We start from the raw sequence: 21,760 nt of genomic DNA, 5'->3' as shown, positions 1-21,760 counted from the left end.
CAAGATTCCGAGCGGCAAGCGGGTTGCGAGCGGCTCGCGGCGAGCGGGCCATCGTCCAGGCGCCGGGCCGCACGGGCCGGCGTCACGGGCCGGCGTCACGGGCCGGCGTCACGGGCCGGCGTCACGGGCCGGCGTCACGGGCCGGCGTCACGGGCCGGCGTCACGGGCCGGCGAGCAGCCGGGCCACGATCAGCTCCTCCCGTTGCTCCTGCTTGTCGGGGCGCAGCCGCCCGCCCCGGGTCAGCATGACCGTGCCGTGCAGCAGCGCCCAACCGACCTCGGCGAGGGTGTCGGGGTCGCGGCCGGCGGCCAGTGGTGTCAGGGCCGCGCGCAGCTCGGCGAAGGCCGCCCGGGGCGCCCCGGGCCCGGGGTCGCGGCCCAGGGTGAGATCCGAGGTGTGGGCGAGCATCGCGTCGTAGACCTCGGGACTGGCGTACGCGAAGTCCAGGTAGGCCGTCACCACGGCCGGCCACTCGCCGCGCGCGCCCCCGGTGGCGCGCCCCCGGGCGGCGGCGAGCGCGGCGGCCAGGTCGACGAAGCCGAGCACCGCCACGGCGGACATCAGTGCGGCGGGATCCGGAAACCGGCGGTAGACGACCTCGATGTCGATCCCGATCCGCTCGGCCAGCCGGCGGTGGGTCACCGCCGCCCAGCCCTCCGCCTCGGCCAACTGCCGGGCGGCCACCGCCACGCGCTCGTGCTCGGCCGGTGCGGCGTCTGCTCCGTCTGCTGGCGACACGCCGCCGATGCTAGCGACCGTCACCGCCCGTGAGGGACTCACGACGGATTGACGACTGTGCGCCGGGCCGGCCACCGACGAGCGGGCCGGTCGAGCCAGGACAGGCCCGGCGGGACGGGCCGAGGACGGCGTGGGCCGACGGCGGCGGGACGGGCCGGGCGCGGCGGGACGGGCAGGTCAGCGGCGCAAAGTGAGGATCAGGTCGGCGACCAGCGCCGTCCAGCCGGTCTGGTGCCAGGCGCCCAGGCCGGCACCGTTGTCACCGTGGAAGTACTCGGGAAAGCAGATCAGGTCCCGCCAGTCCGGGTGGGTCTGGAAGAGCTGGGCCGCGCCGTAGATCGGCCGCCGGCCCCAGTCGTCGCGGGTGAACAGCGAGATCAGCCGCGCGGAGAGGTCGTCGGCGATCTCGTCCAGGGTCCGCTTCACCCCGGAGCGCGTCGGATACTCCACCTGGAGCCCGTCGCCGAAGAAGGCGGCGTAGTCGCGCAGCGCGCTGATCAGGAGGAAGTTGGTCGGCATCCAGATCGGGCCGCGCCAGTTCGAGTTGCCCCCGAACAGCCCGCTGGTGGACTCGGCCGGCTCGTAGCCGACGCTGAACTCCTGGCCGCCGAGGGTCACCGAGAACGGCTTGTCCAGGTGTGCCCGGGACAGTGTGCGCAGGCCGTACTCGGAGAGGAACTCGTCGGTGTCGAGCATCCGGGCGAGCAGCCGGACGATCTGCTCCGGGCCGACCATGGACAGCAGCCGGTGCTGGCGGCCGTCGGGCCCGAGCCGCCGGGCGCCGATCACCCCGGCGTACTCGGGGCGGTTGGTGAGGAACCAGCGCAGCCGGGCGCTCAGCTCGGGCAGCCGGTGCAGGGTACGGGCGGTGAGCCGGGTGGTCGCCGCGAGCGGCAGCAGGCCGACCACCGAACGGACCTTCAGCGGCACCTTCGTGCCGTCGGCGAGCCGCAGCACGTCGTAGAAGAACGCGTCCTCGTCGTCCCACAGGCCCTGCTCGTACGCGGCGGCGGCGATGTAGGTGAAGTGTTCGAAGAACTTGGTGGCGGTGTCGACCCAGGTGCGGTCGTGCTCGGCCAGCACGACGGCGATGTCGAGCAGGTTCAGCGCGTACATGGCCATCCAGCCGGTGCCGTCGGACTGCTCCAGCACCCCGGCCACCGGCAGCGCCGCCGACCGGTCGAACGGGCCGACGTTGTCCAGCCCGAGGAAGCCGCCCTCGAAGACGTTGTTGCCGCCGGTGTCCTTGCGGTTGACCCACCAGGTGAAGTTGAGCAGCAGCTTGTGCATCACCCGGGCCAGGAAGTCGTGGTCCCGGCCGCCGTCGATCTCGAAGACCTTCAGCGCCGCCCACGCGTGCACCGGCGGGTTCACGTCGCCGAACGCCCACTCGTACGCCGGGATCTGGCCGTTGGGGTGCAGGTACCACTCGCGGAGCAGGAGCAGCAGTTGCTCCTTGGCGAAGCCGGGGTCGACCCGGGCGATGCTGACGCAGTGGAAGGCCAGGTCCCAGGCCGCGTACCAGGGATATTCCCACGGGTCCGGCATGGAGATCACGTCGAAGCTCGTCATGTGCCACCAGGAGCTGTTGCGCCCGTGGCGCCGCCCGGAGGGCGGGGGCGTGGAGCCGGGATCGCCCTCCAGCCAACGCTTGACGTCGAAGTGGTAGAACTGCTTGCCCCACATCAGCCCGGCGATCGCCTGCCGGGCGATCAGGGTCTCGTCCGGCGTCGCCGTCGTCGGGATCACCCCGGCGAAGAAGCGGTTCGCCTCCGCCCGCCGGGCCCAGACCACCGCGTCGAAGCCGTCGCCGAGATCCGCCGGCGGCGGCGGGGTGCCGCCGGGCGGCGGGGCGGTGCGGGTCAGGCGCAGCCGGATCCGCCGCTGCGCCCCGGCCGGCACGTCCAGCACGTAGTGCAGCGCGCCCTTGGTGCCCTCCCGCGCCGGGTTGACGGTCGCGGCCCCGTCGACCACGTGGTCGTTGATGCCGTCCTTCGGGTAGGCCGACCGGCCGGGCAGCCCCCAGAGCCGCTCGGCGTTGGTGTCGTTGTCGCAGAGCAGGGGCGTCGGCTCGCCGTCGCCCTCCAGCAGGAGTTGGCCGAGCACCCGGTGCTCACCGACCAGCCGCGGGCCCTCACCGACCAGCCGGGGCACCCGGTCGCCGCCGGGCAGCCCCCACGCCCAGGTGTTGCGGAACCAGAGCGTGGGCAGTACGTGCAGGGTGGCCGCCCGGTCGCCGCGGTTGGCCACGGTGACGACGACGCACATGTCGCTCGGGGTCGCCTTGGCGTAGTCGACGGTCACCGCCCAGTACCGGTCCTCGTCGAAGATGCCGGTGTCGACCAGCTCGTACTCGGTGTCGTCCCGGCCGCGCAGCGCGTTCACCGCGACCAGTTCGTCGTACGGAAAGGCGGCCTGCGGGTAGTGGTACCGCCAGCGCATCCAGGAGTGGGTGGGGGTGGAGTCCTCGTACCACCAGTACTCCTTGGCGTCCTCGCCGTGGTTGCCGCCGTCGCCGCCGAGGCCGAACATCCGCTCCTTGAGGATCGGGTCCTTCCCGTTCCACAGGGCGAGGGCGAAGCAGAAGGTCTGCCGGTCGTCGCAGATGCCGGCCATGCCGTCCTCGCTCCACCGGTAGGCTCGGGACCTCGCGTGGTCGTGCGGGAAGTAGTCCCACGCCGTACCGTGCTCGCTGTAGTCCTCCCGGACCGTCCCCCACGCCCGCTCGGACAGATAGGGACCCCATGCGCGCCAGTCCTGTTCCCCGGCGTCGGCCTGTGCCAGCCGGAGCCGTTCGGGGTCGGGCGCGGAGTCGTCGGGGAGCGGCACGTCGGTGATCACTCGGACATCTTCGACGTCGCCGGGAGACTTCACCACAGGAGCCATTCTCGTCGTGGTGTGTTACACGCCGCCGCCGGTGGAGGAAAGTTGATCGACATTCGTTTCGGTCCGCAGGTGTGCGGCGACCTGACCAGCGGGGCCGCCCGGGAGTGGCTGGTCACCGACGGTCTCGGCGGCTACGCCACCGGCACGGTGAGCGGGCTGCGCACCCGCCGCTACCACGGCCTGCTGGTGGTGGCGGGCGAGACTCCGGCGTCCCGACGGGTGGGACTTGTCGGCCTGGACCCGGCCGTGCTGTTCCCCTCGGGGGCCCGGGTCCGCCTCGGCGCGCACGAGTGGGCCTCCGGCGACGTCGACCCGCGCGGCTTCGAACTGCTGGAACGGTTCGACCTGACCGACGGCCTGCCCCGGTGGCGCTGGCGCATCGGTGACGTGGTGATCGAACGCGAGCTGGCGATGACGCACGGCCGCCCGTGCGTGGCGGTGGTGCACCGGCTCGTCTCCGGCGGGCCGGTGCGGCTCGAACTCGCGGCGGCCTGCACCTGGCGGGACGCGCACGGCGAGCGCCGCGCCGACGGGCCGGCCCTGCGGGTGGAGCCGGTGCCGGGCGGGGCGGTGGTCGAGGGCGGGTTCCGGCTCGCCGGGCCGGACTGGGCCCCGGAGGGCCAGTGGTGGCACGGCGCGTACCACCGGGAGGAGGCGGCGCGCGGCCTGAACCCCGCCGAGGACCTCTGGTACGCCGGCCGCTTCTCCGGCGACCTGGAGCGCCCGGGCGACACGGTGGCGGTGCTCGCCTGGGCCGGTGACCTGGCCGAGGAGCCGCCACCGGCGACCGAGGTCGTCGCGGCGGCCCGGGCCCGCAACCGGCGGGTGGTCGCCACGGCGAAGCCCGCCGACCCGGTCGGGGCGACGCTCGCGCTGGCCGCCGACGCGTTCGTCGTCGACACGGCCACCGGGCCGGACGTGGTGGCCGGCTACCCGTGGTTCGGCGCCTGGTCGCGGGACACGATGATCTCCTACGAGGGGCTGTTCCTCTGCACCAACCGCGCCGACGAGGGACGCGGGCTGCTACGGGCGTACGCGGCGACGCTGTCGGAGGGGATGCTCGCGAACACCGCCGACACCGGTCGGGTCGAGTACAACACGGTCGACGCGACCCTGTGGTTCCTGCACGCGGTGAGCCGGCACGTCACCGTCACCGGCGACACCGACCTCGGCGACGAGCTGCTGCCCGCGCTGCACGGGGTGGTCGAGGCACACCTGGCCGGCACCCGGTTCGGCATCGCCGTCGACCCGGCCGACGGGCTGCTCACCCAGGGCGGCACCCCGGGCACGGCGCTGACCTGGATGGACGCCCGGGTGTACGGGGTGCCGGTCACCCCGCGCACCGGCAAGCCGGTGGAGGTCAACGCGCTCTGGGTCAACGGGCTGGCGGGCCTGGCCGAGCTGACCGAGCTGGCGGGGCAGGACGCCACCGGCCTGTGGCGGCTGCACGAGCGGGCCGTCGCCGCGTTCCGCAGCCGGTTCCCGGCGCCGACGGGCTGGCTGCACGACGTGCTGGACGCGCCCGCGCCGGCGTACCCGCTCGGCGGGGCCACGCACCACGACGACGACCTGCTCCGCCCCAACCAGCTGCTGGCCTGGTCGCTGCCGTACGCCCCGCTGGTGCCCGACGAGGCCACCCTGCGCCGGGTCGCCGGCGGGCTACTCACCCCGCTGGGCCCGCGCAGCCTCTCCCCCGACTCGCCGGAGTTCATCGGCCGGCACCGGGGCGGCCCCGCCGAACGGGACGGCGCCTACCACCAGGGCACCGTCTGGCCGTGGCTGCTCGGCCCGTACGCCGACGTCGCCCGGCGGGCCGGGATGCCGGTCGACGACCTCTTCGTCGGCGTCGAGGCCCACCTGACCGAGTACGGCCTCGGATCGGTGAGCGAGACGGCGGAGGGCCTCGCGCCGCACGCCGCCACCGGGTGCCCGTTCCAGGCGTGGTCGGTCGCCGAGCTGCTGCGCGCCCGCACGGCTGGCCGGTAGCGCTTTACACGACCGCAACGGCGGCGTCTCCGCCGGTTAGCCGGCCGCCAGCAGGATGGGTCCCGATCCAGTCACGCCCTCGACACCGCACCGGTCGCGGTGCCGGCCGGCGCGTGCACGGAGACAACTGAAGGGGGCCGCATGTCACCTGACGCCGACGTGATCGACATCCATCCTGCCGGGCGGCAGCGGGTGCTGATGCTCTCCTGGGAATACCCGCCGGTCCTGGTCGGCGGGCTCGGCCGGCACGTGCACGCCCTCTCGGTGGCCCTGGCCGCCGCCGGGCACGAGGTCACCGTCGTCACCCGGCACGCCGACGGCGCACCCCTGGAGGAGTACGCCGACGGCGTCCGGATCCTGCGCGCCGCCGAGGACCCGGTCACCTTCCCGCTGGCCACCTCGTCCCTGCTGGCCTGGACCATGGCGTTCAACCACACCCTCACCCGGGCCGCGCTGCGCGCCACCGAGGCCGGCTCCTACGACGTCGTCCACGCCCACGACTGGCTCGTCGCCCACACCGCGGCGACCCTCGCCGAACACCTCGACCTGCCGCTGGTCACCACCATCCACGCCACCGAGGCCGGCCGGCACCAGGGCTGGCTGCCGGAGGAGATGAACCGCACCATCCACGGCGTCGAGCACTGGCTGAGCAACGCCTCCGCCCGGGTGATCGCCTGCTCCGGGTACATGCGCGACCAGGTGACCACGCTGTTCGGCGTGCCGGCCGGGCAGATCGACGTGGTGCCCAACGGCGTCGACGACCGGGCCTGGCGCGCGCGGCCGGCGGCGGTCGCCGCCGCCCGGGCGCGGTTCGCCGGCGACGGCCCGCTCGTCGGGTACGCCGGCCGGCTCGTCTACGAGAAGGGCGTGCAGCACCTGGTGCGGGCGGTGCCGTACCTGCGCGATCGGCACCCGGGGCTGCGGGTCGTCATCGCGGGCGACGGCCCCTATCGCGCCGAGTTGGAGGAGGAGGCCCGCCGCCTCGCGCTCGGGCAGACCGTGAGCTTCGTCGGCTTCATGGACTCGATCCAGCTCCCGGCGCTGTTCGGCGCCACCGACGCGACCGTGGTGCCCAGCCTCTACGAGCCGTTCGGGATGGTGGCCCTGGAGGCCGCCGCGGCCGGCGCTCCCCTGGCGGTGGCGCGCACCGGTGGCCTCGCCGAGATCGTCGAGCCGGGCGTGACCGGGGTGACGTTCCCGCACGACGACCCGGGCGCCCTCGGCTCGGCGGTCGACCAGCTCCTCGCCGACGAGGTGTTCGCCCGGCGGGTGGCCCGCCGGGCGCGGACCATGGTCGGCCAGCGGTACGGCTGGGCGACCATCGCCGCGCGGACCGCCGGCACCTACGCGGTGGCCGGCCGGGAGCACGGCCCGACACAGGCCCGCCGCGCCGCCGCCCGCCTCGGCACGGTCCGACAGAAGATCACCATCCCCGAGGGGAACCTGCTCGCGGTCGGTGGCGCCGCCTGCTGACCGGACGACGGTGGGGGCGGGATCCTTCCACACCGTCGCTGAGCGGCCGGTCCCGGCGCGGCGGCCCTGGGTCCACGGCGGCGCGGTCCGGTGTCCGACAGTCCCGTCCCCGTCCCGGTGTCGCGCACGGCATACTTCCTGCCGGGACGGCCCCGCCCGGCCGGCCCCTCCCCAGCACCGTCCTGCGTGGACCAACCGGGCGGTGCCCCTGCGCCACGAAACGAACTACAGTGGCGTAGTTTTGGCGCTCAAGATCCCTGGGGAGGGTGAGCCGACATGATGGGTCCGTCCCACGCGCTGTCCGGCGCGGCGGTGTGGCTGGCTGGGTCCTGGGCGCTGCAACAGTTCGCCGACTACCACCAGTCGCCGTTGGAACTCGCCGTCGGCACCGCCGTCTGCGCGGGCGGGGCACTCTTCCCCGACCTCGACCTCTCCGGCAAGGTGACCCGCAACCAGGGCGGGGCGACCGTCGCCCGGACCTTCGGCGTGGTCTCGCTGTTCTTCGCCGAGGTGATGGAGAAGGTCTCGCTCGGGGTCTACTACGCGACCAAGCTCAGCAAGGACCCGCGCCGCAACAACGGCCACCGGACCCTGACCCACACCATCCCGTTCACCCTGCTGGTCGGCTGGGGCACCACCACGCTCTGCGCCGCGTACGGCAAGTGGGCGGTCATCGGCATCCTGTTCTTCATGTTCGGGCTGGCGCTGCGCGGCCTGTTCGACAAGTGGGCGGAGCGGGCCGGCTGGGTCATCGTGACCCTCGCGTCGGCCGCCGCCGCCTGGTACACCTTCGCCAACCTGCCCGGCGGCCGGGGCTACCCGCTGATCGGCACCGCCGTCGGGGTCGGCTGCTTCGTGCACATCCTCGGCGACATGATCACCCGAGCCGGGGTGCCGATCCTCTGGCCGATCCCCATCAAGCGCCGGATGTGGACGCCGATCGGGCTGCCGAACAAGATCGCGCTGCGGGCCGGCAGCAAGACCGAGGTGGTCGTCGTCCGGGCCGTGCTGACCGCGATCTCGGTGCTCGCCGCGGCCGGCCTGGTCGCCCCGTCGGTGCTGCAACGCTTCAACATCGACGTCTGACCGACACTGCCGGGCACGAGAGGCCGGCCTACGCACCGCACACCTTCAGCGCGGCCCGAGGTCGACCAGTGCCGCGCCGTGCGTGCGCAGGCCGCACCCGACGCGCCGGCACACGGGCCGCCGGTGCCTGCTCTCCATGCCGCCGTGGCGATACTCGTCGAAACGGCCCCCGGCCGATCACCCTCGAAAGGGATGGTCGGGGGCCGTCATCTCGTCACCACCGTCGATGGTGGATCAACTCGCAGCGCTACGCCGTAAGCCGGATCTCCAAGAGGGTCGCCAAGCCCTTGGTCTCGTCCTCACCGACGCCAACACCACGCCACGCGCCCTTCACCAGCTGGACCGTCTCCGTCTCCTCGTCGACAGTCACCGTGGCACTGCCGTTGTTGTTGTCACCTCGGATCGAGAAGACCTCACCGATCTCCATCGTCAGGTAGCCGACGTTGGACTTGGCCTTGAAGCAGATGTAGCCGTTGAGGGTGTTCACCCAGATCAACTCGGCGGTGAGGGCACCGGGGCAGTCGACCAGGGTGATGGTGCCCGAGCCCTTGACGAGCTTGATCCCCTTCTCAGCCAGGATGGCGTCGGCGCCCGGGTAGCTGAAGTCTTCCTCGATCGACGGCATCTCGGTCGGCTCGGCAGCCGCCGCCCACGACCCGGCGCCGCCAACGAGGCCGATCGCAAGGATGCCCGCCAGCCCCGCTCCGACCTTCTTCGAAACCCCCATGAAGCCTCTCCTAGTGTTGTGTGCGTACAGAAATCTAGACGGATCTGAAGCCGCCGAACATCGACGGCCCGTCACCGGCTCGCAGCCGCGAGAAAAGCCTGGCCAGCACCGCACCCCCGTAGACGACAGCCGTCGCCGCAACGGCCGGAAGCACCACCGAAGCAAGTGCGACCAACCACGTGACAAGACCGGCGCCGGGAGACACGTCGGTGAGAGCGGCGACGAGGGCCACCACCGCCCCCACCAGAACCACCATCACCGCCGCTGCCGTGACGAGCCGTCCCGCAAAGCCGACTCGTTTGCCGACGACCTCTACCGCCACGAGCGTCGGAACGTAAAGGACAGGGATCAGGACCAGGCCCAACGCCGCCGCCAGCAGGAGCATGAAGGGACCCCCCAAGGGGCCGCCCGCATCGGTGCCGGAGGCCAGGGCGTACAAGAGCAATCCCAGATAGACGAGAACGCCCTGCAGCGTGAAGACGAGCCAGGCAGCAGCGGCGCCGCCCACATAACGAACAACTCTGCCAAACATCGAACGTCCCCCCTGCGCTCACACCAGTCACCGTGAAGCCCCCGCCATAGGCCTGAGGCGATGGAACCTTCCGGATCGGTCACCGTACCAGGGCACGGCGACCGATCCGGGGCAACGATCAGAAGGTGATCGTCTCGGTCCACTTGATGTTCTGGTTGGTGGTGGACATCGGCCCGCCACCCGAGTTGACGATGTTGTTGAGCGGGTCCCCGATATTGCGGCTCCACCAGTCGGTGTAGCCGAGCACCGGCGGATGCGTCGCGGACTCGAGCGACGAGTCGTTCTGCAGAAAGAACTGAACCTTGGCCGTGCCCGTTTCCCGATTGATTTCAGTGACGTAGAACTCGAGCCGGTACGAGCCGAGGTAGGTGACCGCCAGGTTGCCGGTCTGGCCAAGGGTCAGCAGCGTCGAATAGTCCCGGATGTACTTTCCGACGCCAGCCAGGCCACCGAGGCCGTAGTCGCCGTGACCGATGCCGTCACCGTCGCCGTCCCCGGCTCCACCACCCCGCAGACTCGCGATGATCCCGTCACGGACCGTCTTCAGATGCTCGTGGTTCTTGATCATTTCAGTCATCGGGTCACCGTCGAAGAAGTACTGGTCACGGGGACCAGTTCCGGTGAGCCACTGGACACCCAGTTGGAACGGAGTGGTGTTGTTCGGTCCCGAACTCTCCAGCTTGGTCCACCAGGGAGCCTTCGAAGCCTCCAGTTCGGCCTGCAACAACCGGACGTAGTCGCCGACGGCCTCGATCGCGAGGACCGCGGCCTCAGCAGCGCTCTTGCCTGCCGCGAGGGCTGATGCCCGGGCAGACTGGGCGGACCGCGCCGCATTCGCCGCGTAGTGCGCCGCGCGGCGGCTGGAATCGGTGGCTCGGTTGGCCGAGGCCTCGGCCGCCTGGGCCGCACGGTTGGCACTCGCCGCCGCCGACTTGGCGGTCTGAGCGGAGTTCGCCGCCTTGATCGCCGACCGCTCGGCCTCGTCGGCCGCGTTGTCCGCCCGGATGGCGTGCTGCGCCGCCACCGTTGCGGAAGCTTCTGCGTCTCTCGCGTACTGCTCCGCCTCCTGAGCCGCGCTGCGGGCCCGAGCTGCCGCTTCCGCGGCCAGCTGGGCATCCCGCAGGGCCCCCGCCGCGTACGCCGCAGCGTCTGCCACGTACTGGCGGACCGCCGCCACATGGGTGGCGGTTTCGTGGTCCCGCTCAGCGGCCTGGTACCGGACGACCTGGAGGAAGTCCGTCAGGTAGGAGGCAGGACCCGCCAGGGCGACCTCGCCGGCAGCCCTCACCTCGGGGCCGCCGGTGGACATGATCTGGTTAATCTTGATCCGGTTGTCCGTTTCCGCTGCCGCGAACTGGCCGGTGGCAAGAAACTCCTGGCGGTCCTCCGGGGTTCCGTCGAGCGCCGCGTTCGCCGCTTTCTTCATGGCCGGTCCGCCGGTGGCGAGGAGCTGGTTGATCAGAATCTGATCGTCCGCGTCCTTGCCTTCGTAGTACCGCGTCCGCAGGAACTCCACGACGTCCTCGTGGGTACCGTTCAGGGCGGCGTTCGCCGCGTCCTTGAACGCGGCCTTCGTCGACGTGGATGCCAGGTACATCACGCGGAAGCGGTCGTCCTGCTCGCCCGCGATCGTCAGCCCTGCACCCACGAACTGCTGGACGTCCTCGTCCGTCCCGGCGAGCGCCTCCTCGGCCGCGCTCTTCGACCAAGGACCACCGGCCTTGAGCAGGTGAGCTGCCACCCGACGCCCGTTCGTGACCACCGTCTCCAGGGGAGCGCCCGGTGCCCGCGCTTCCTGTAGCCACTGCGCCGCCTGGGCATCGAGGCGCGACTGCTCATCGGTGTCCCACTTGAGCTTCGCCAGGTATTCCTGCTGGGCGACCTTGGCCTCAATCGCAGCCTGGACCCGCTGAGCCGTCTGCAGCTGAAGCCGCTCCGCGTCCGCCGCCCGGGCCGCCTGTTCGATGGCGTCCGCCTCGTTCGCCGCCGTCACCGCCAGGTTCGCGGCCGCCAGGGCGGCATCCGCATGCTGCTTGGATTTTGCTGCGGCAACGGCTGCGTCACCGGCATGTTCGGCGGCATCCTCTGCGGCCGCTGCGGCCGCGTCGGCATGATCGGCCGCCTGGTTGGCGGCGGTACGGGCATCGTAGGCCGCCCTGGCGGCCTGGACCGAGTAGGTCTGTGCAGCCGCAGCGGCACGGGTGGCCTCACGTGCACGGCTGCGGGCCAGGGCGGCCGCGTTACGCGCACGCTGTGCCTCGGCTGCGGAAACACCGGCCTGCTGACTCGCGGTCTCCGCGGCGGCAGCCGCCTGTTCGGCGTTTCCGGTCGCGCTCTTGGCCGCGTTGGCAGCCGCTCCGGCGGCTTCCGAGGCACGACCGGCCGCCTCAGCGGCCTGGGCGGACTGTCGCGCAGCGGCGGCGACCACCCGCGCGTTCGCTGCGGCATTCCGGGCGGCCTGCGCCTTGCCGGCGTCCAAAGCAGCCGCAGAGGCCTGCCGGTAGGCGTCGGCAGCAGCGTGGCGGGCACGGGTGGCCGCAGTGGCCGCCCGCGACGCAGCGTTCGCCGCGACCCGGGCTGCGGCGTTGGCCGCGTTCGACGCGCTGATCGCCTGCTGGGCTGCCTGCGCGGCCCGGTTCGCCGCATCCGCCGCGCGTCCTGCGGCCCTGGTGGCCCTGTCTGCCGCCTGCCCCGCTGCGGCCGTCTCCGCCGCAGCCCGTTGCGCGGCTTCCTTGGCCAGACGCGCCGCTTCCACTGCCTGGTCGGAAGCATCCTTGGCCTGCTGGGTCTCCCGTGCCGCCAGCTCGCCGGCTTCCTTGGCCAACTCCGCCTGCTCGGCGACCGAGCTGACCTCCTGATCCCGCGCACGTGCGACATGCTGGCCGGAGACGAGGAACTCCGCGAGGTCCTCCGGTGTCCCGTCGAGAGCCGCCTGCGCGGCCGCCCTCATCGTCGGCCCGCCTGCGGACAGTAGTTGGTTGGCACGGATCCGGTCGTCGTTGGTGCGAGCCTGGTGCTGGCCATGCAGCAGGAAGTCGGCGACCGCGTCGTCCGGGCCGTCCAGTGCCGCCTGACCCGCCGCACGCACGTGGGGCCCACCGGCCGCGATCACCTGATTGACCCGAATTCGCAGATCGGTCGCGAGCGGGGCACGGTAGCCGCTTTCGAGGAACGTCTGCACCTGGGCTGGCCCAGCGGCGATGGCCTGGGCACCAGCCTGCCGCACCGCCAACCCCGCACCACTCATCAACTGCTCGAGACGCTCGCGATCGTCGTGCCGCTTCGCCTCGACCTGCCCGGTCTCCACGAACTGGTGCACGTCCGCCGGCGAACCGAGCAACGCCATCTCGGCGGCTCTCGCCACGTTCGGTCCCCCGGACCGCAGCAACACCACCGCTGCCCTACGTTCCGATGCCGCGTCGGCCTCGGCAGACGCCGCGGTCGGTGCCATGAGCAGCGGCGCGAGGACCAGTGCCGCAGTCGCGGTCACTCCGATCCGCCGTCGTGAACTCCGCCGTAAGCGGTCAGTACCCGCCGACCGCCAGGCATAATCGATTGCCACAAATCCCCCGTGATGATTGCGCAGCATCGCGCCACCTGGTCGAGGCGACGGCAGACGCTGCTTGCGGATAGGCGACGCCTGGGCGCAGCGAATCCATTCTTCGTCACCAATTGCGCGGTGACGAGGAAGGATGATTACTTACGCCCGGCAAAACGCCGAATATGCCTCCTGAGCTCTACCCAAGCACCAGGATTCGTCGACCCACTGCGGCCGGAAACTGCAGCCTCACGCCATGCTGAACAGCTGACATCCTAAACATCCCCGTGTGGTCAGACCTTCGCGGCACATCGACGCGGCCTAAGGCTACTCACTGCACCGATCCGCACACAAGGCCTGATCGATGAGTGACACTTCATATCGTCATGCCTCACCGACAGGCCGATTTCGACGGAGCACATGGGAGCGAAGCGACCGCATTGGGTCACGGGCCCACCCAGGCGCGTCCGCCCTTCAGCACCCAGACGACGGTGGTGACGACCGTCGTCATGCCGGGGTCAGGATCAGCCAGCCGAAGCCGAGGACGTCGCGGTAGCCGTCGAGGTACTCGTCGCGCCGCCGGTCGGCGAACGCGCGCGCGTCCGGCGTGCCGAGACGCTCGATGCCCGCCCGCCAGTCGGACTCGAAGTCGTCCCACTCGGCGAGGGTGGAGGCGGCGACGTGCAAGGGTCGAAACCCGGCGTCCACCGTGAGCTGGGCCAGGCCCGCCAGGCCGGGCAGCTCCCCGAACGTCTCGCGGACCTGGTCGCCGGGATCGGCCTGGTAGAAGCCGCCGGCGAACAGCAGCCTGCCGCCGGGTGCGGTGAGCCGGTGCAACGCGGCGAGGGCCTGCCCGGTGTCGCCCCAGATGTGACCGGCCCCGACGTTGACGACGAGGTCGGCGGGGCGGTCCCAGGTGTCACCCTCCCCACTGTGGAACGTGACCCGGTCGGCGACCCCCAACTCGACCGCGCGCCGACGGGCCCGGGTGCCGGCGTCGGCGTCGCGTTCCACCCCGTCACCGGCGATGCCGTGGGTCGCGCACAGCCTCAACAGCAGCTCGCCGTTGCCGCAGCCCAGGTCCAGGGCGCGCCAGCCCGGCCGGGTCGGCGCGAGCCGTCGGACCAGGTCCGCGGCCCGCTCGGCGCCGAGCGGCGCGTTGTAGGTGAGGCCTGCCGCGGCGGCGGCCAGGTACGGCCGGGGATCTGCGTCAGTCACCGGCGCACAGTAGCCGGTTTCGGCGCGTGGCAGGGGCCCTGACTAAGCGCCGACGCGCTGGGGCGGAACGGTCAGACCGTAGAGCGCCATCAGTTCCGGGGTGTCGACCCGGCTGCCGTCGGCCACCGCGTCGCAGCAGATGTCGACGATCTGGTCCTTGTGCGCCAGCAGGTAGGGCCGGGCACCGACGTCCGCGCTGGCCAGGGTGGCGATGCCGGACCAGTGCCGGCGCCCGAACAGCATCGGGTAGCCGCGCAGCCCGCCGTAGGTGGCGCAGACCAGCACGTCGGGGTACGGCAGCGCGGCCACCCGGCGCACGGCGGCGGCCGTCAGGCCGGGCATGTTGACGGGCACGACCACGACCGCCTCGATGCCGTCGTCGTCGAGCGCGGCCAGACCGGCCCGGATGGACGAGCCGACGCCGGTCCCCCAGGCCCGGTTGATCACCACCGTGACCCGGGTCAGGTCGGCCGTCTCGCGGGCCTGGTCGGCTGCGGCGCCGAGCACGACCACGGTCCGCTCGCAGCCCGCCTCGGTCATCGTGTCGATCATCTGGTTCACCAGGGGCTTCTCCCCCTGGTGCAGCAGGGCCTCCGGGCCACCGATGCGGCGCCCCCCACCCGCGGCGATGATCATTCCTGCGATCCGGTTCAGCTGGGCCCCCTCCACCGTGGAGCGGGCCGTGAGGGCACGGCCCGCTCCGTCGTACGGACATCGGGAGCAACGAGAGGAAGGCAGACCGGGTAGCGGGGCGAAAAGGGAAAATAGTGCAACTGTTACCGGCCTGGGACCTCACCCGGATCGCTCGGATCGGCTGTGCCGACGGTCAGGACGACGCCCTGGCGGCGGCCACCGCGACCGGCATCGGGTCCCGGGGCGGGCGCGACAGCAGGTGCGCGAGGTCGTCGTGGGTCTCGCCGAGGAACCCGGCCGCCGTGGCGGAGTAGATCGACATGAGCATGGCCGGCTGGAACGGCAGCAGGCCCAGGCCGCCCAGCGCGGCCCGCCGCTCGCCCAGCGACGACGGGCGGTAGGGCACCCCCAGCGCAGCGGCGAGATCCGCCGCCGTGAGCGCCCGGGAAGTGGTCAACTCGTACGTGCGGCCGCAGTGGGCGGCGGGATCGGCTGCCACCCGCACGGCCGCCTCGGCCAGGTCCTCCCGGGCCACCGCCGCCAGCGCGCCGGTGCCGAACGGGGCGCTGACCTCGCCGCCGAACGGGGCGGCCAGTTGGCCGAACAACTCGGCGTAGAGCCCGTTGCGCAGGATCGTCCACCCCAACCGGCTCTGCCGGAGCCGGCGCTCCGTCCACCGGTGGGCCAGCGCGAAGGTGAGATGGTCGCCGGCACCGACCAGGCTCGTGTAGACCACGTGCTCCACCCCGTGCCGCTCCGCGGCGGCGATCGCCCGGTCGTGGCGGGCGATGACGACGTCGTCCTCGCCGTAACCGGCGGAGACCAGCACCAGCACCCGTACGCCCGCCAGGTCCGGCCCCGCCGGGTCGTCGAGGTCCACGACGCGTCCGGCGGCGGCGAAGCGGTCGGGGGTACGGCTGCCGGCGAGCGGAGCCAGACCCCGCTCGACCAGCCCGGCGTGGACGAGGGAGCCCAGGTGCCCGCAGGCACCGGTGACCAACAGCATGATGAGCCTTCCGCGTGGTACCGAATCGGAACTAGCCTCATCGTCGGGAACCACGAAACCGACCACAAGGAGGCACTTCGATGTCAGCAGGGCACACGGCGGTAACCGACGTGCTGGCGCCGTGCGGCCTGCCGGAGCATCCCGACTGCGGGATCCGCGACGTGCTCGACCGCATCGGCGACAAGTGGTCCGTGCTCGCGATCGTCGAGCTCTCCTCCGGCGTCCGGCGGTTCCGGGAGCTGCAACGCGGCATCCACGGCATCTCGCAGCGGATGCTCACCCTGACCCTGCGCCGCCTGGAGCGCGACGGCCTGGTGCTGCGTACGGCGTATCCGACCGTCCCGGTGACCGTGACCTACGAGCTGACCGAGCGCGGCAGGAGCCTGACCGACCTGGTCCGGCAGCTGGCCGCCTGGTCGCTGGCGCACAAGGACGCGATCGCCGAGTCGCGGCACGCGTGGGACGCGGCGAACCCCGGATCCGCCGTCTCCTGACCGGGCGGGCCGTCACGCCGCGTCGGCGTAGCAGTCGACGACGGAGAGGTCCAGCGGGAAGCGGACCGGGGTGTCGCCGAAGAGCAGCGCCGCCGACCGCTCGCCGCACCGGGTCACCGCCTCGGCGACCGCGTCGGCCTGATCCGCCGGGCAGTGCACGATCACCTCGTCGTGCTGGAAGAAGACCAGCTCCGCCTCGGTGCCGGCGAGCTGGCCGCGCAGCGTCGCCAGCAGCGTGGACGCCCACTCGGCGGCGGTGGCCTGGATGACGAAGTTGCGGGTGAACCGCCCCCGGGAGCGGGCCGCCCGGGCCCGGGGCGACTGGGGGTCGCCGGCAGCGTCGACGTCGACGTCGCCGAACCCGGCCGAGCCGGGCGGGCAGGTGCGCCCCAACCAGGAACGCACGAGCCCGCCTGTCTCACCCGTGCGGGCCGCCGCCTCCACGTAGCCGAAGGCGGTCGGGTAGTGGTGCTTCAGCACCGCCAGCGCCGGCACCGCCGCCCCGCCGGTCTGCCCGTACATCGCGCCCAACAGGGCGACCTTGGCCCGGGGCCGGTCGCCACCGAAGGCGTCCCTGGCGAGGGCGGCGTAGAGGTCACCGGCGCCACCGGCGGCCGCGAGCCGGGCGTCGCCGGAGACCGCGGCCAGCACCCTCGGCTCCAACTGGCCGGCGTCGGCGACCACGAACCGCCAGCCCGGATCGGCCACCACCGCCCGCCGGATCACCTTGGGAATCTGCAACGCGCCGCCGCCCCGGGTGGCCCAGCGGCCGGACACCACCCCGCCCGGGACGTACTCCGGCTGGAACCGGCCGTCGCGCACCCAGGCGTCCCGCCAGGCCCAGCCGTGCGCCGTCCAGATCCGGTAGAGCTCCTTGTATTCCAGGACCAGGGGCACCGCCGGGTGGTCCACCTCGCGCAGCACCCAGGCCCGGGTGTTGGGCAGCTCCACGCCGGCCCGGGCGAAGGCCCGCAACAGCTCCGCCGGGGAGTCGGCGTGCAACTGGCGTACGCCGAACGCGTCGGCGATCCCCGCGGCCAGCTCGGCCAGCCGGCGGGGCGGGCCACCCACCGGCGACGGCTCGCCGAGCAGCTCGGCGAGGATCTCGTCGTGCACGTCGACCCGCCAGGGCAGCCCGGCGGCGCCCATCTCCACCGCGATCAGCGCACCGGCCGACTCGGCGGCGACCAGCAGCCGGAACCGGCCGGGATGCGCGGTCGCGGCGATCCGGGCGAGCTGGTCGGCGTGCACCCGAGTCAACGCGTCGACGCCGGGGCCGGGCGGGCCGGGCAGGGCCTCGAAGAGCGCGCCCTGCCCGTGGCCGGGCGGCTCGGCCGGGCGGGGCGGCGGGTCGGGCGGCACCGCCGAGCCGGTGAGCCGGGCCCAGGCGGCGGCGAACGAGCGGGGCTCGCCCCACCGGCCGGCGTGACCGAGCAGCAGGGCCTCGGTCAGCTCCACGTCGTGGCAGCGCTCGACCCGCACCCCGGCGCGCAGCAGGGCCGGATAGACCGACGCGCCGGAGGCCCACACCCAGCGTGGCCGCTGCGCCGCCTCACGCGCCGCGACGGCGGCGGCCAGGTCGGTGACCGGCTGCGCCGGGCCGGCGCGGCGACCGGCGGCGTCGAGGGGCTGCAACACTCCCCCGCCACGCTCGTCGGAGACCACCGCCACCAGCACGAAGGCGATTCTGCCCCGCCCCTGCGACACGCCGTGCGCCGGCCACCGCCGCGCTCCCGCCGTCGACCGTCTCCGCCGGATGCCGGCCGGTCCCGCCCCGCCAGGCCGACAGGCGTGCGGGCGACACGAAACGGGTCGGTGCGGCGGCGCCCGGCTCGGTAGCGTGGGCCGGTGCCGCCACGGATCCCCCATGCCGAGCCCGGGACCCCGGACCTCCGGGGGCCGCTGTGGTACCTGTGGTGGCTGGTCCGCTGCCAGCCGTGGCGGGTGCTGCGCGGCAGCCTGATCGGCACCGCCTGGATGACCGGGCTGTCGGTCCGGCCCTACCTGATCTCCCGGGCCGTCGACGACGGGCTGCGCACCGGTGACACCCGGGCCCTGGCCCTGTGGGTGGCGGCGATCGTCGTCGCCGGCATGGGGCTGTCCTATCTCGGCACCATGCGGCACCGCACGATGACCTTCATCCGGGAGGACGCGAAGGCCCGCTCGGCCGCCGTGGTGCTCCGCCAGCTTTCCCGGGTCGGCGCCGTGCTGCCCCGCCGGGCCGCCACGGGCGAGGTGGCCACCGTCGGCGGCACCGACATCGACCGGGCGGCGCACGCGCTGACGCTGACCGGGCCCGGCGTCGGCGCGGTGGTCGCGTACCTCGTGATCGCCGTCGTGCTCTGGTCGATCTCGCCGCTGCTCGCGCTCTGCGTGGTGGTGGGCGTGCCCTCGGTCGGTCTGGTCGTCGCTCCCCTGCTGCGCCGGCTGGAGCAGGCGGAGTCGGTCTACCGGCAACAGCAGGGCGAGCTGACGGCCCGCTCCGGCGACATCGTGGCCGGGCTCCGGGTGCTCGCCGGGGTGGGCGGCCGGGGCCTGTTCGCCCGCCGGTACGCGGCCCGCTCCCGCGACCTGCTCGTCGAGGGATACCGGGTGGGCGCCGCGAACAGCTGGATCGACGCGGCGACGGTGGCCGTACCCGGGCTGTTCCTCGCGGCGGTGGTGTGGCTGTCGGCCCGGATGGCGGTCACCGGGGACATCAGCGTCGGGGAGCTGGTCGCCGTCTACGGCTACGTCGCGACCCTCGTCGTGCCGGTCTGGTTCCTGCTGGAGGGCGGCCACCAGCTGATCCGGGGCCGGGTCGCCGCCCGCCGGATCGTCGCCCTGCTCGCCGTCACGCCGGACGACGTCGGCGGGCCGCGCACGACGCCGGCCCGCCTCGGCGCGGCGACGGTCCCCGGCACCCGGCAGCCGCCGGGCCCCGCCGCCCCGGGAGCGGCCCCGCTCGGCCCCGCCGCCCCGGGAGCGGCCCCCTTCAACTCCGCCAGCCCGGTGGCGGCTCCCCTCGGCCCGGCCGACCTGCACGACCCGTCGAGCGGGCTGACCGTCCGGGCCGGCCGCCTCACCGTGGTGGCCGCCGCCGAGCCGGCTGACGCCGTCGCGCTGGCCGACCGGCTCGGCAGGTACACCGTCAGCGACGCCACCTGGGGCGGCGTACCGCTGGCCGACGTCGGGCTCGACGAGGTGCGGGCCCGCGTCCTGGTCGCCGACCACGACGCGTACCTGTTCGCCGGGACGCTGCGGGAGGTGCTGCGCGGCGCCCGGGCCGACGTCGACCACCGACGGGTCGACGCGGCCCTGCACGCCGCGTCGGCCGAGGACGTCGTCGACGCCCTGCCGGACGGGCTCGACACCCCGCTGGACACCCGGGCCCGTTCCCTCTCCGGCGGCCAGCGGCAACGCGTCCGGCTGGCTCGGGCACTGCTCGCCGAGCCGGAGGTGCTGATCCTCGTCGAGCCGACCTCGGCGGTGGACGCGCACACCGAGGCCCGGATCGCCGAGCGGCTGCGCCGGGCGCGGGCCGGGCGGACCACAGTCGTGCTCACCACCTCGCCGCTGCTGCTCGGGCGGGCCGACGTGGTCGCCCACCTGGCCGCGGGCCGGGTCGTCGCCACCGGCGCGCATGCCGAGCTGCTCGACCGCGACCCGGGATACCGCCGGCTCGTGGCCCGGGGCGACGCCGACGCCGAGCAGGCGCTGCGGTGAGCGGGCTGCCCGTCGCCGACCGGGCCACCGTGCGCCGGGCGACCCGGGGCCTGATCGCCCGGGACCGGCGCGCCGTCGTAGTCGTGCTGGCGCTGCACGCGGCCGCCACGGTGGCAGGGCTAGCCCCGCCGTGGCTGCTCGGCACCATCGTCGACCGGGTGTCCGCGGGGGCCGGCGTCGCCACCGTCGACCGGCTCGCCCTGGCGATCGGCGGGGCCGTACTGGTGCAGACGTTGCTGTCGCGGTACGCGCAGTACGCCGGCCACCGCTTCGGCGAACGGGCCGTGGCCCGGCTACGCGAGGAGTTCGTCGAGCGGACGCTGAACCTGCCCGTCGGCGTCGTCGAGCGGGCCGGCTCCGGGGACCTGGCCACCCGCAGCTCGGTCGACGTGGCCACCGTCGGCCTCACGGTCCGGGACGTGGTGCCCATCATCGTCATCGCCTCGGTGCAGCTGGTGCTGCTGTTCGGGGCGGTCTTCCTGCTGCACCCGCTGCTCGGGCTCGTCGCGCTGGCCGGGCTGCCGACGATCGCTTTGGTGACCCGGTGGTACCTGCGGCGCGCCGGGCCGGCGTACCTGGCCGAGGGGGCGGTCGCCGCCGAGTTGACCGAGACGCTGACGAGCACCGCCGAGGGTGCCCGTACGGTCGAGGCGCTCCGCCTCGCCGACGAACGGATCGGCCACGGCACCGCGCGGATAGCCCGGGTCTGGGCCGCCCGGCGGAAGACCCTGGCGCTGCGTACGGTGTTCTTCAGCGTGGTGGAGGCCAGTCACCCGCTGCCCGTCGCCGCGCTGCTGCTGGTCGGTGGTCTCCTGCTCGCGCGGGACGAGGTGACCCTCGGCGCGGTGGTCGCCGCCGCGCTCTACCTGCAACAGGCGATCGACCCGCTGGACCGGATGCTCATGTGGACCGAGCAGGCGCAGCGCGGCTTCGCCTCGTTCGCCCGGGTGCTCGGCGTCGGCCAGGTGCCGCCGGAGCCGCCCGGCCGGGCCGCCGCGCCGACGGACGAGCGGCTGGTCGTCCGGGGAGCCCGGTTCGCGTACGCCGGCGGAGCCGACGTGCTGCACGGCGTCGACCTCGACGTGCGGCCCGGCGAACGGCTGGCGCTCGTCGGCCCGTCGGGGGCCGGCAAGTCCACCCTGGCCCGGCTGCTCGCCGGGATCGACGTGCCCCGGGAGGGCGTGGTCAGCGTCGGCGGCTGTCCCGTGACCGACCTGGACCCGGCCGAGCGGCGCAGGCGCATCGCCCTGGTCACCCAGGAGCACCACGTCTTCATCGGCTCGCTACGCGACAACCTCGCCTTCGCCGCCCCGGACGCCTCCGACGACCGGATGCACGACGCGCTGGCCACGGTCGGCGCCGACTGGCACGCCCGCCTGCCCGAGGGTCTCGACACCCTGCTCGGCGACGGGGCGCACCAGCTCGGCGCCGCCGAGGCCCAGCAGCTCGCGCTGGCCCGGCTGGTGCTCGCCGACCCGCACACGTTGATCCTCGACGAGGCGACCGCCGCCCTCGACCCGACCACCGCCCGGCGCACCGAGCGGGCCCTGGCCGCCCTGCTCACCGGGCGGACGGTGATCGCGATCGCGCACCGGCTCAACACCGCGCACGACGCCGACCGGGTGGCCGTGCTGGAGGGGGGCCGGATCACCGAACTCGGCAGCCACGACGACCTCCTCCGGGCCGGCGGCCCCTACGCCGCCCTGTGGCGTTCCTGGCACCCGTGACCCACCCGGG

Annotated in this window: 15 protein-coding genes; 6 read left to right on the top strand and 9 right to left on the bottom strand. The window is 73.4% G+C overall.

Features of this window, described 5'->3' with window-relative positions; genetic code table 11:
* Window positions 1-160: 160 nt before the first annotated feature.
* Together ABZ809_RS07255 and ABZ809_RS07250 are read right to left on the bottom strand one after the other, a co-directional pair.
* Window positions 161-739 carry a WHG domain-containing protein gene (locus ABZ809_RS07255; protein ID WP_357561575.1) on the bottom strand — a complete coding sequence of 193 codons (579 nt, stop codon included), beginning with the start codon at window positions 737-739 and terminating at the stop codon, window positions 161-163.
* 177 nt (window positions 740-916) lie between these two features.
* Window positions 917-3,625 carry a glucosidase gene (locus ABZ809_RS07250; RefSeq protein ID WP_357561574.1) on the bottom strand — a complete coding sequence of 903 codons (2,709 nt, stop codon included), beginning with the start codon at window positions 3,623-3,625 and terminating at the stop codon, window positions 917-919.
* A 42-nt stretch (window positions 3,626-3,667) separates the two neighbouring features.
* Between ABZ809_RS07250 and ABZ809_RS07245 the strand changes: the two genes are divergently transcribed.
* From ABZ809_RS07245 to ABZ809_RS07235, 3 genes are all read left to right on the top strand, one after another.
* Window positions 3,668-5,611: an amylo-alpha-1,6-glucosidase gene (locus ABZ809_RS07245; RefSeq protein WP_357561573.1), complete on the top strand. Its 1,944-nt coding sequence runs from the start codon at window positions 3,668-3,670 to the stop codon at window positions 5,609-5,611.
* Window positions 5,612-5,752: 141 nt separating this feature from the next.
* Window positions 5,753-7,084 carry a glycosyltransferase family 4 protein gene (locus tag ABZ809_RS07240; RefSeq protein ID WP_357561572.1) on the top strand — a complete coding sequence of 444 codons (1,332 nt, stop codon included), beginning with the start codon at window positions 5,753-5,755 and terminating at the stop codon, window positions 7,082-7,084.
* 276 nt (window positions 7,085-7,360) lie between these two features.
* Window positions 7,361-8,170, top strand: a complete 810-nt coding sequence (locus ABZ809_RS07235) for a metal-dependent hydrolase (protein ID WP_357561571.1) — start codon at window positions 7,361-7,363, stop codon at window positions 8,168-8,170.
* 247 nt (window positions 8,171-8,417) lie between these two features.
* Here the strand turns inward: ABZ809_RS07235 and ABZ809_RS07230 are convergent, their stop codons facing one another.
* From ABZ809_RS07230 to ABZ809_RS07205, 6 genes are all read right to left on the bottom strand, one after another.
* Window positions 8,418-8,897 carry a hypothetical protein gene (locus ABZ809_RS07230; protein ID WP_357561570.1) on the bottom strand — a complete coding sequence of 160 codons (480 nt, stop codon included), beginning with the start codon at window positions 8,895-8,897 and terminating at the stop codon, window positions 8,418-8,420.
* A 34-nt stretch (window positions 8,898-8,931) separates the two neighbouring features.
* Entirely contained in the window at window positions 8,932-9,429 is a 498-nt protein-coding gene (locus ABZ809_RS07225) for a hypothetical protein (protein ID WP_357561569.1), read from the bottom strand.
* Between the two features lie 118 nt (window positions 9,430-9,547).
* Entirely contained in the window at window positions 9,548-12,919 is a 3,372-nt protein-coding gene (locus ABZ809_RS07220) for an ALF repeat-containing protein (RefSeq protein ID WP_357561568.1), read from the bottom strand.
* Window positions 12,920-13,474: 555 nt separating this feature from the next.
* On the bottom strand, window positions 13,475-14,185 hold the full coding sequence (locus tag ABZ809_RS07215; RefSeq protein ID WP_357561567.1) for a methyltransferase domain-containing protein: 711 nt from the start codon (window positions 14,183-14,185) through the stop codon (window positions 13,475-13,477).
* Window positions 14,186-14,227: 42 nt separating this feature from the next.
* Complete coding sequence (locus tag ABZ809_RS07210) at window positions 14,228-14,821, bottom strand: NTP transferase domain-containing protein (protein ID WP_357561566.1); 594 nt, start codon at window positions 14,819-14,821, stop codon at window positions 14,228-14,230.
* Window positions 14,822-15,011: 190 nt separating this feature from the next.
* The gene (locus ABZ809_RS07205; RefSeq protein ID WP_357561565.1) at window positions 15,012-15,824 is read right to left on the bottom strand and encodes an NAD(P)H-binding protein; all 813 of its coding nucleotides are present in this window, start codon (window positions 15,822-15,824) and stop codon (window positions 15,012-15,014) included.
* A gap of 80 nt (window positions 15,825-15,904) precedes the next feature.
* On the opposite strand from ABZ809_RS07205, the gene ABZ809_RS07200 reads away from it, so the two are divergent.
* Window positions 15,905-16,318, top strand: a complete 414-nt coding sequence (locus tag ABZ809_RS07200; RefSeq protein WP_357561564.1) for a helix-turn-helix domain-containing protein — start codon at window positions 15,905-15,907, stop codon at window positions 16,316-16,318.
* 12 nt (window positions 16,319-16,330) lie between these two features.
* Here the strand turns inward: ABZ809_RS07200 and ABZ809_RS07195 are convergent, their stop codons facing one another.
* Window positions 16,331-18,025, bottom strand: coding sequence for a bifunctional 3'-5' exonuclease/DNA polymerase (locus ABZ809_RS07195; protein WP_357561563.1), 1,695 nt, complete (start codon window positions 18,023-18,025; stop codon window positions 16,331-16,333).
* A 237-nt stretch (window positions 18,026-18,262) separates the two neighbouring features.
* On the opposite strand from ABZ809_RS07195, the gene ABZ809_RS07190 reads away from it, so the two are divergent.
* Together ABZ809_RS07190 and ABZ809_RS07185 are read left to right on the top strand one after the other, a co-directional pair.
* Complete coding sequence (locus ABZ809_RS07190) at window positions 18,263-20,023, top strand: ABC transporter ATP-binding protein (RefSeq protein ID WP_357561816.1); 1,761 nt, start codon at window positions 18,263-18,265, stop codon at window positions 20,021-20,023.
* Window positions 20,020-21,750, top strand: a complete 1,731-nt coding sequence (locus ABZ809_RS07185) for an ABC transporter ATP-binding protein (RefSeq protein WP_357561562.1) — start codon at window positions 20,020-20,022, stop codon at window positions 21,748-21,750. Before ABZ809_RS07190 ends, ABZ809_RS07185 begins: the two co-directional genes overlap by 4 nt.
* Window positions 21,751-21,760: the final 10 nt, after the last annotated feature.

This window comes from Micromonospora sp. NPDC047074, assembly GCF_040643815.1.
Taxonomy (GTDB): Bacteria; Actinomycetota; Actinomycetes; order Mycobacteriales; family Micromonosporaceae; genus Micromonospora.
The sequence above is the reverse complement of the archived record's forward strand: the minus strand, read 5'-3'. Positions and strand labels throughout refer to the sequence as shown.

Coding starts and splice junctions, on each gene's coding strand:
- ABZ809_RS07250 (WP_357561574.1), bottom strand. CDS start 3,625: ATGGCTCCTGTGGTGAAGTCTCCCGGCGACGTCGAAGATGTCCGAGTG.
- ABZ809_RS07240 (WP_357561572.1), top strand. CDS start 5,753: ATGTCACCTGACGCCGACGTGATCGACATCCATCCTGCCGGGCGGCAG.
- ABZ809_RS07235 (WP_357561571.1), top strand. CDS start 7,361: ATGATGGGTCCGTCCCACGCGCTGTCCGGCGCGGCGGTGTGGCTGGCT.
- ABZ809_RS07230 (WP_357561570.1), bottom strand. CDS start 8,897: ATGGGGGTTTCGAAGAAGGTCGGAGCGGGGCTGGCGGGCATCCTTGCG.
- ABZ809_RS07225 (WP_357561569.1), bottom strand. CDS start 9,429: ATGTTTGGCAGAGTTGTTCGTTATGTGGGCGGCGCCGCTGCTGCCTGG.
- ABZ809_RS07210 (WP_357561566.1), bottom strand. CDS start 14,821: ATGATCATCGCCGCGGGTGGGGGGCGCCGCATCGGTGGCCCGGAGGCC.
- ABZ809_RS07205 (WP_357561565.1), bottom strand. CDS start 15,824: ATGCTGTTGGTCACCGGTGCCTGCGGGCACCTGGGCTCCCTCGTCCAC.
- ABZ809_RS07200 (WP_357561564.1), top strand. CDS start 15,905: ATGTCAGCAGGGCACACGGCGGTAACCGACGTGCTGGCGCCGTGCGGC.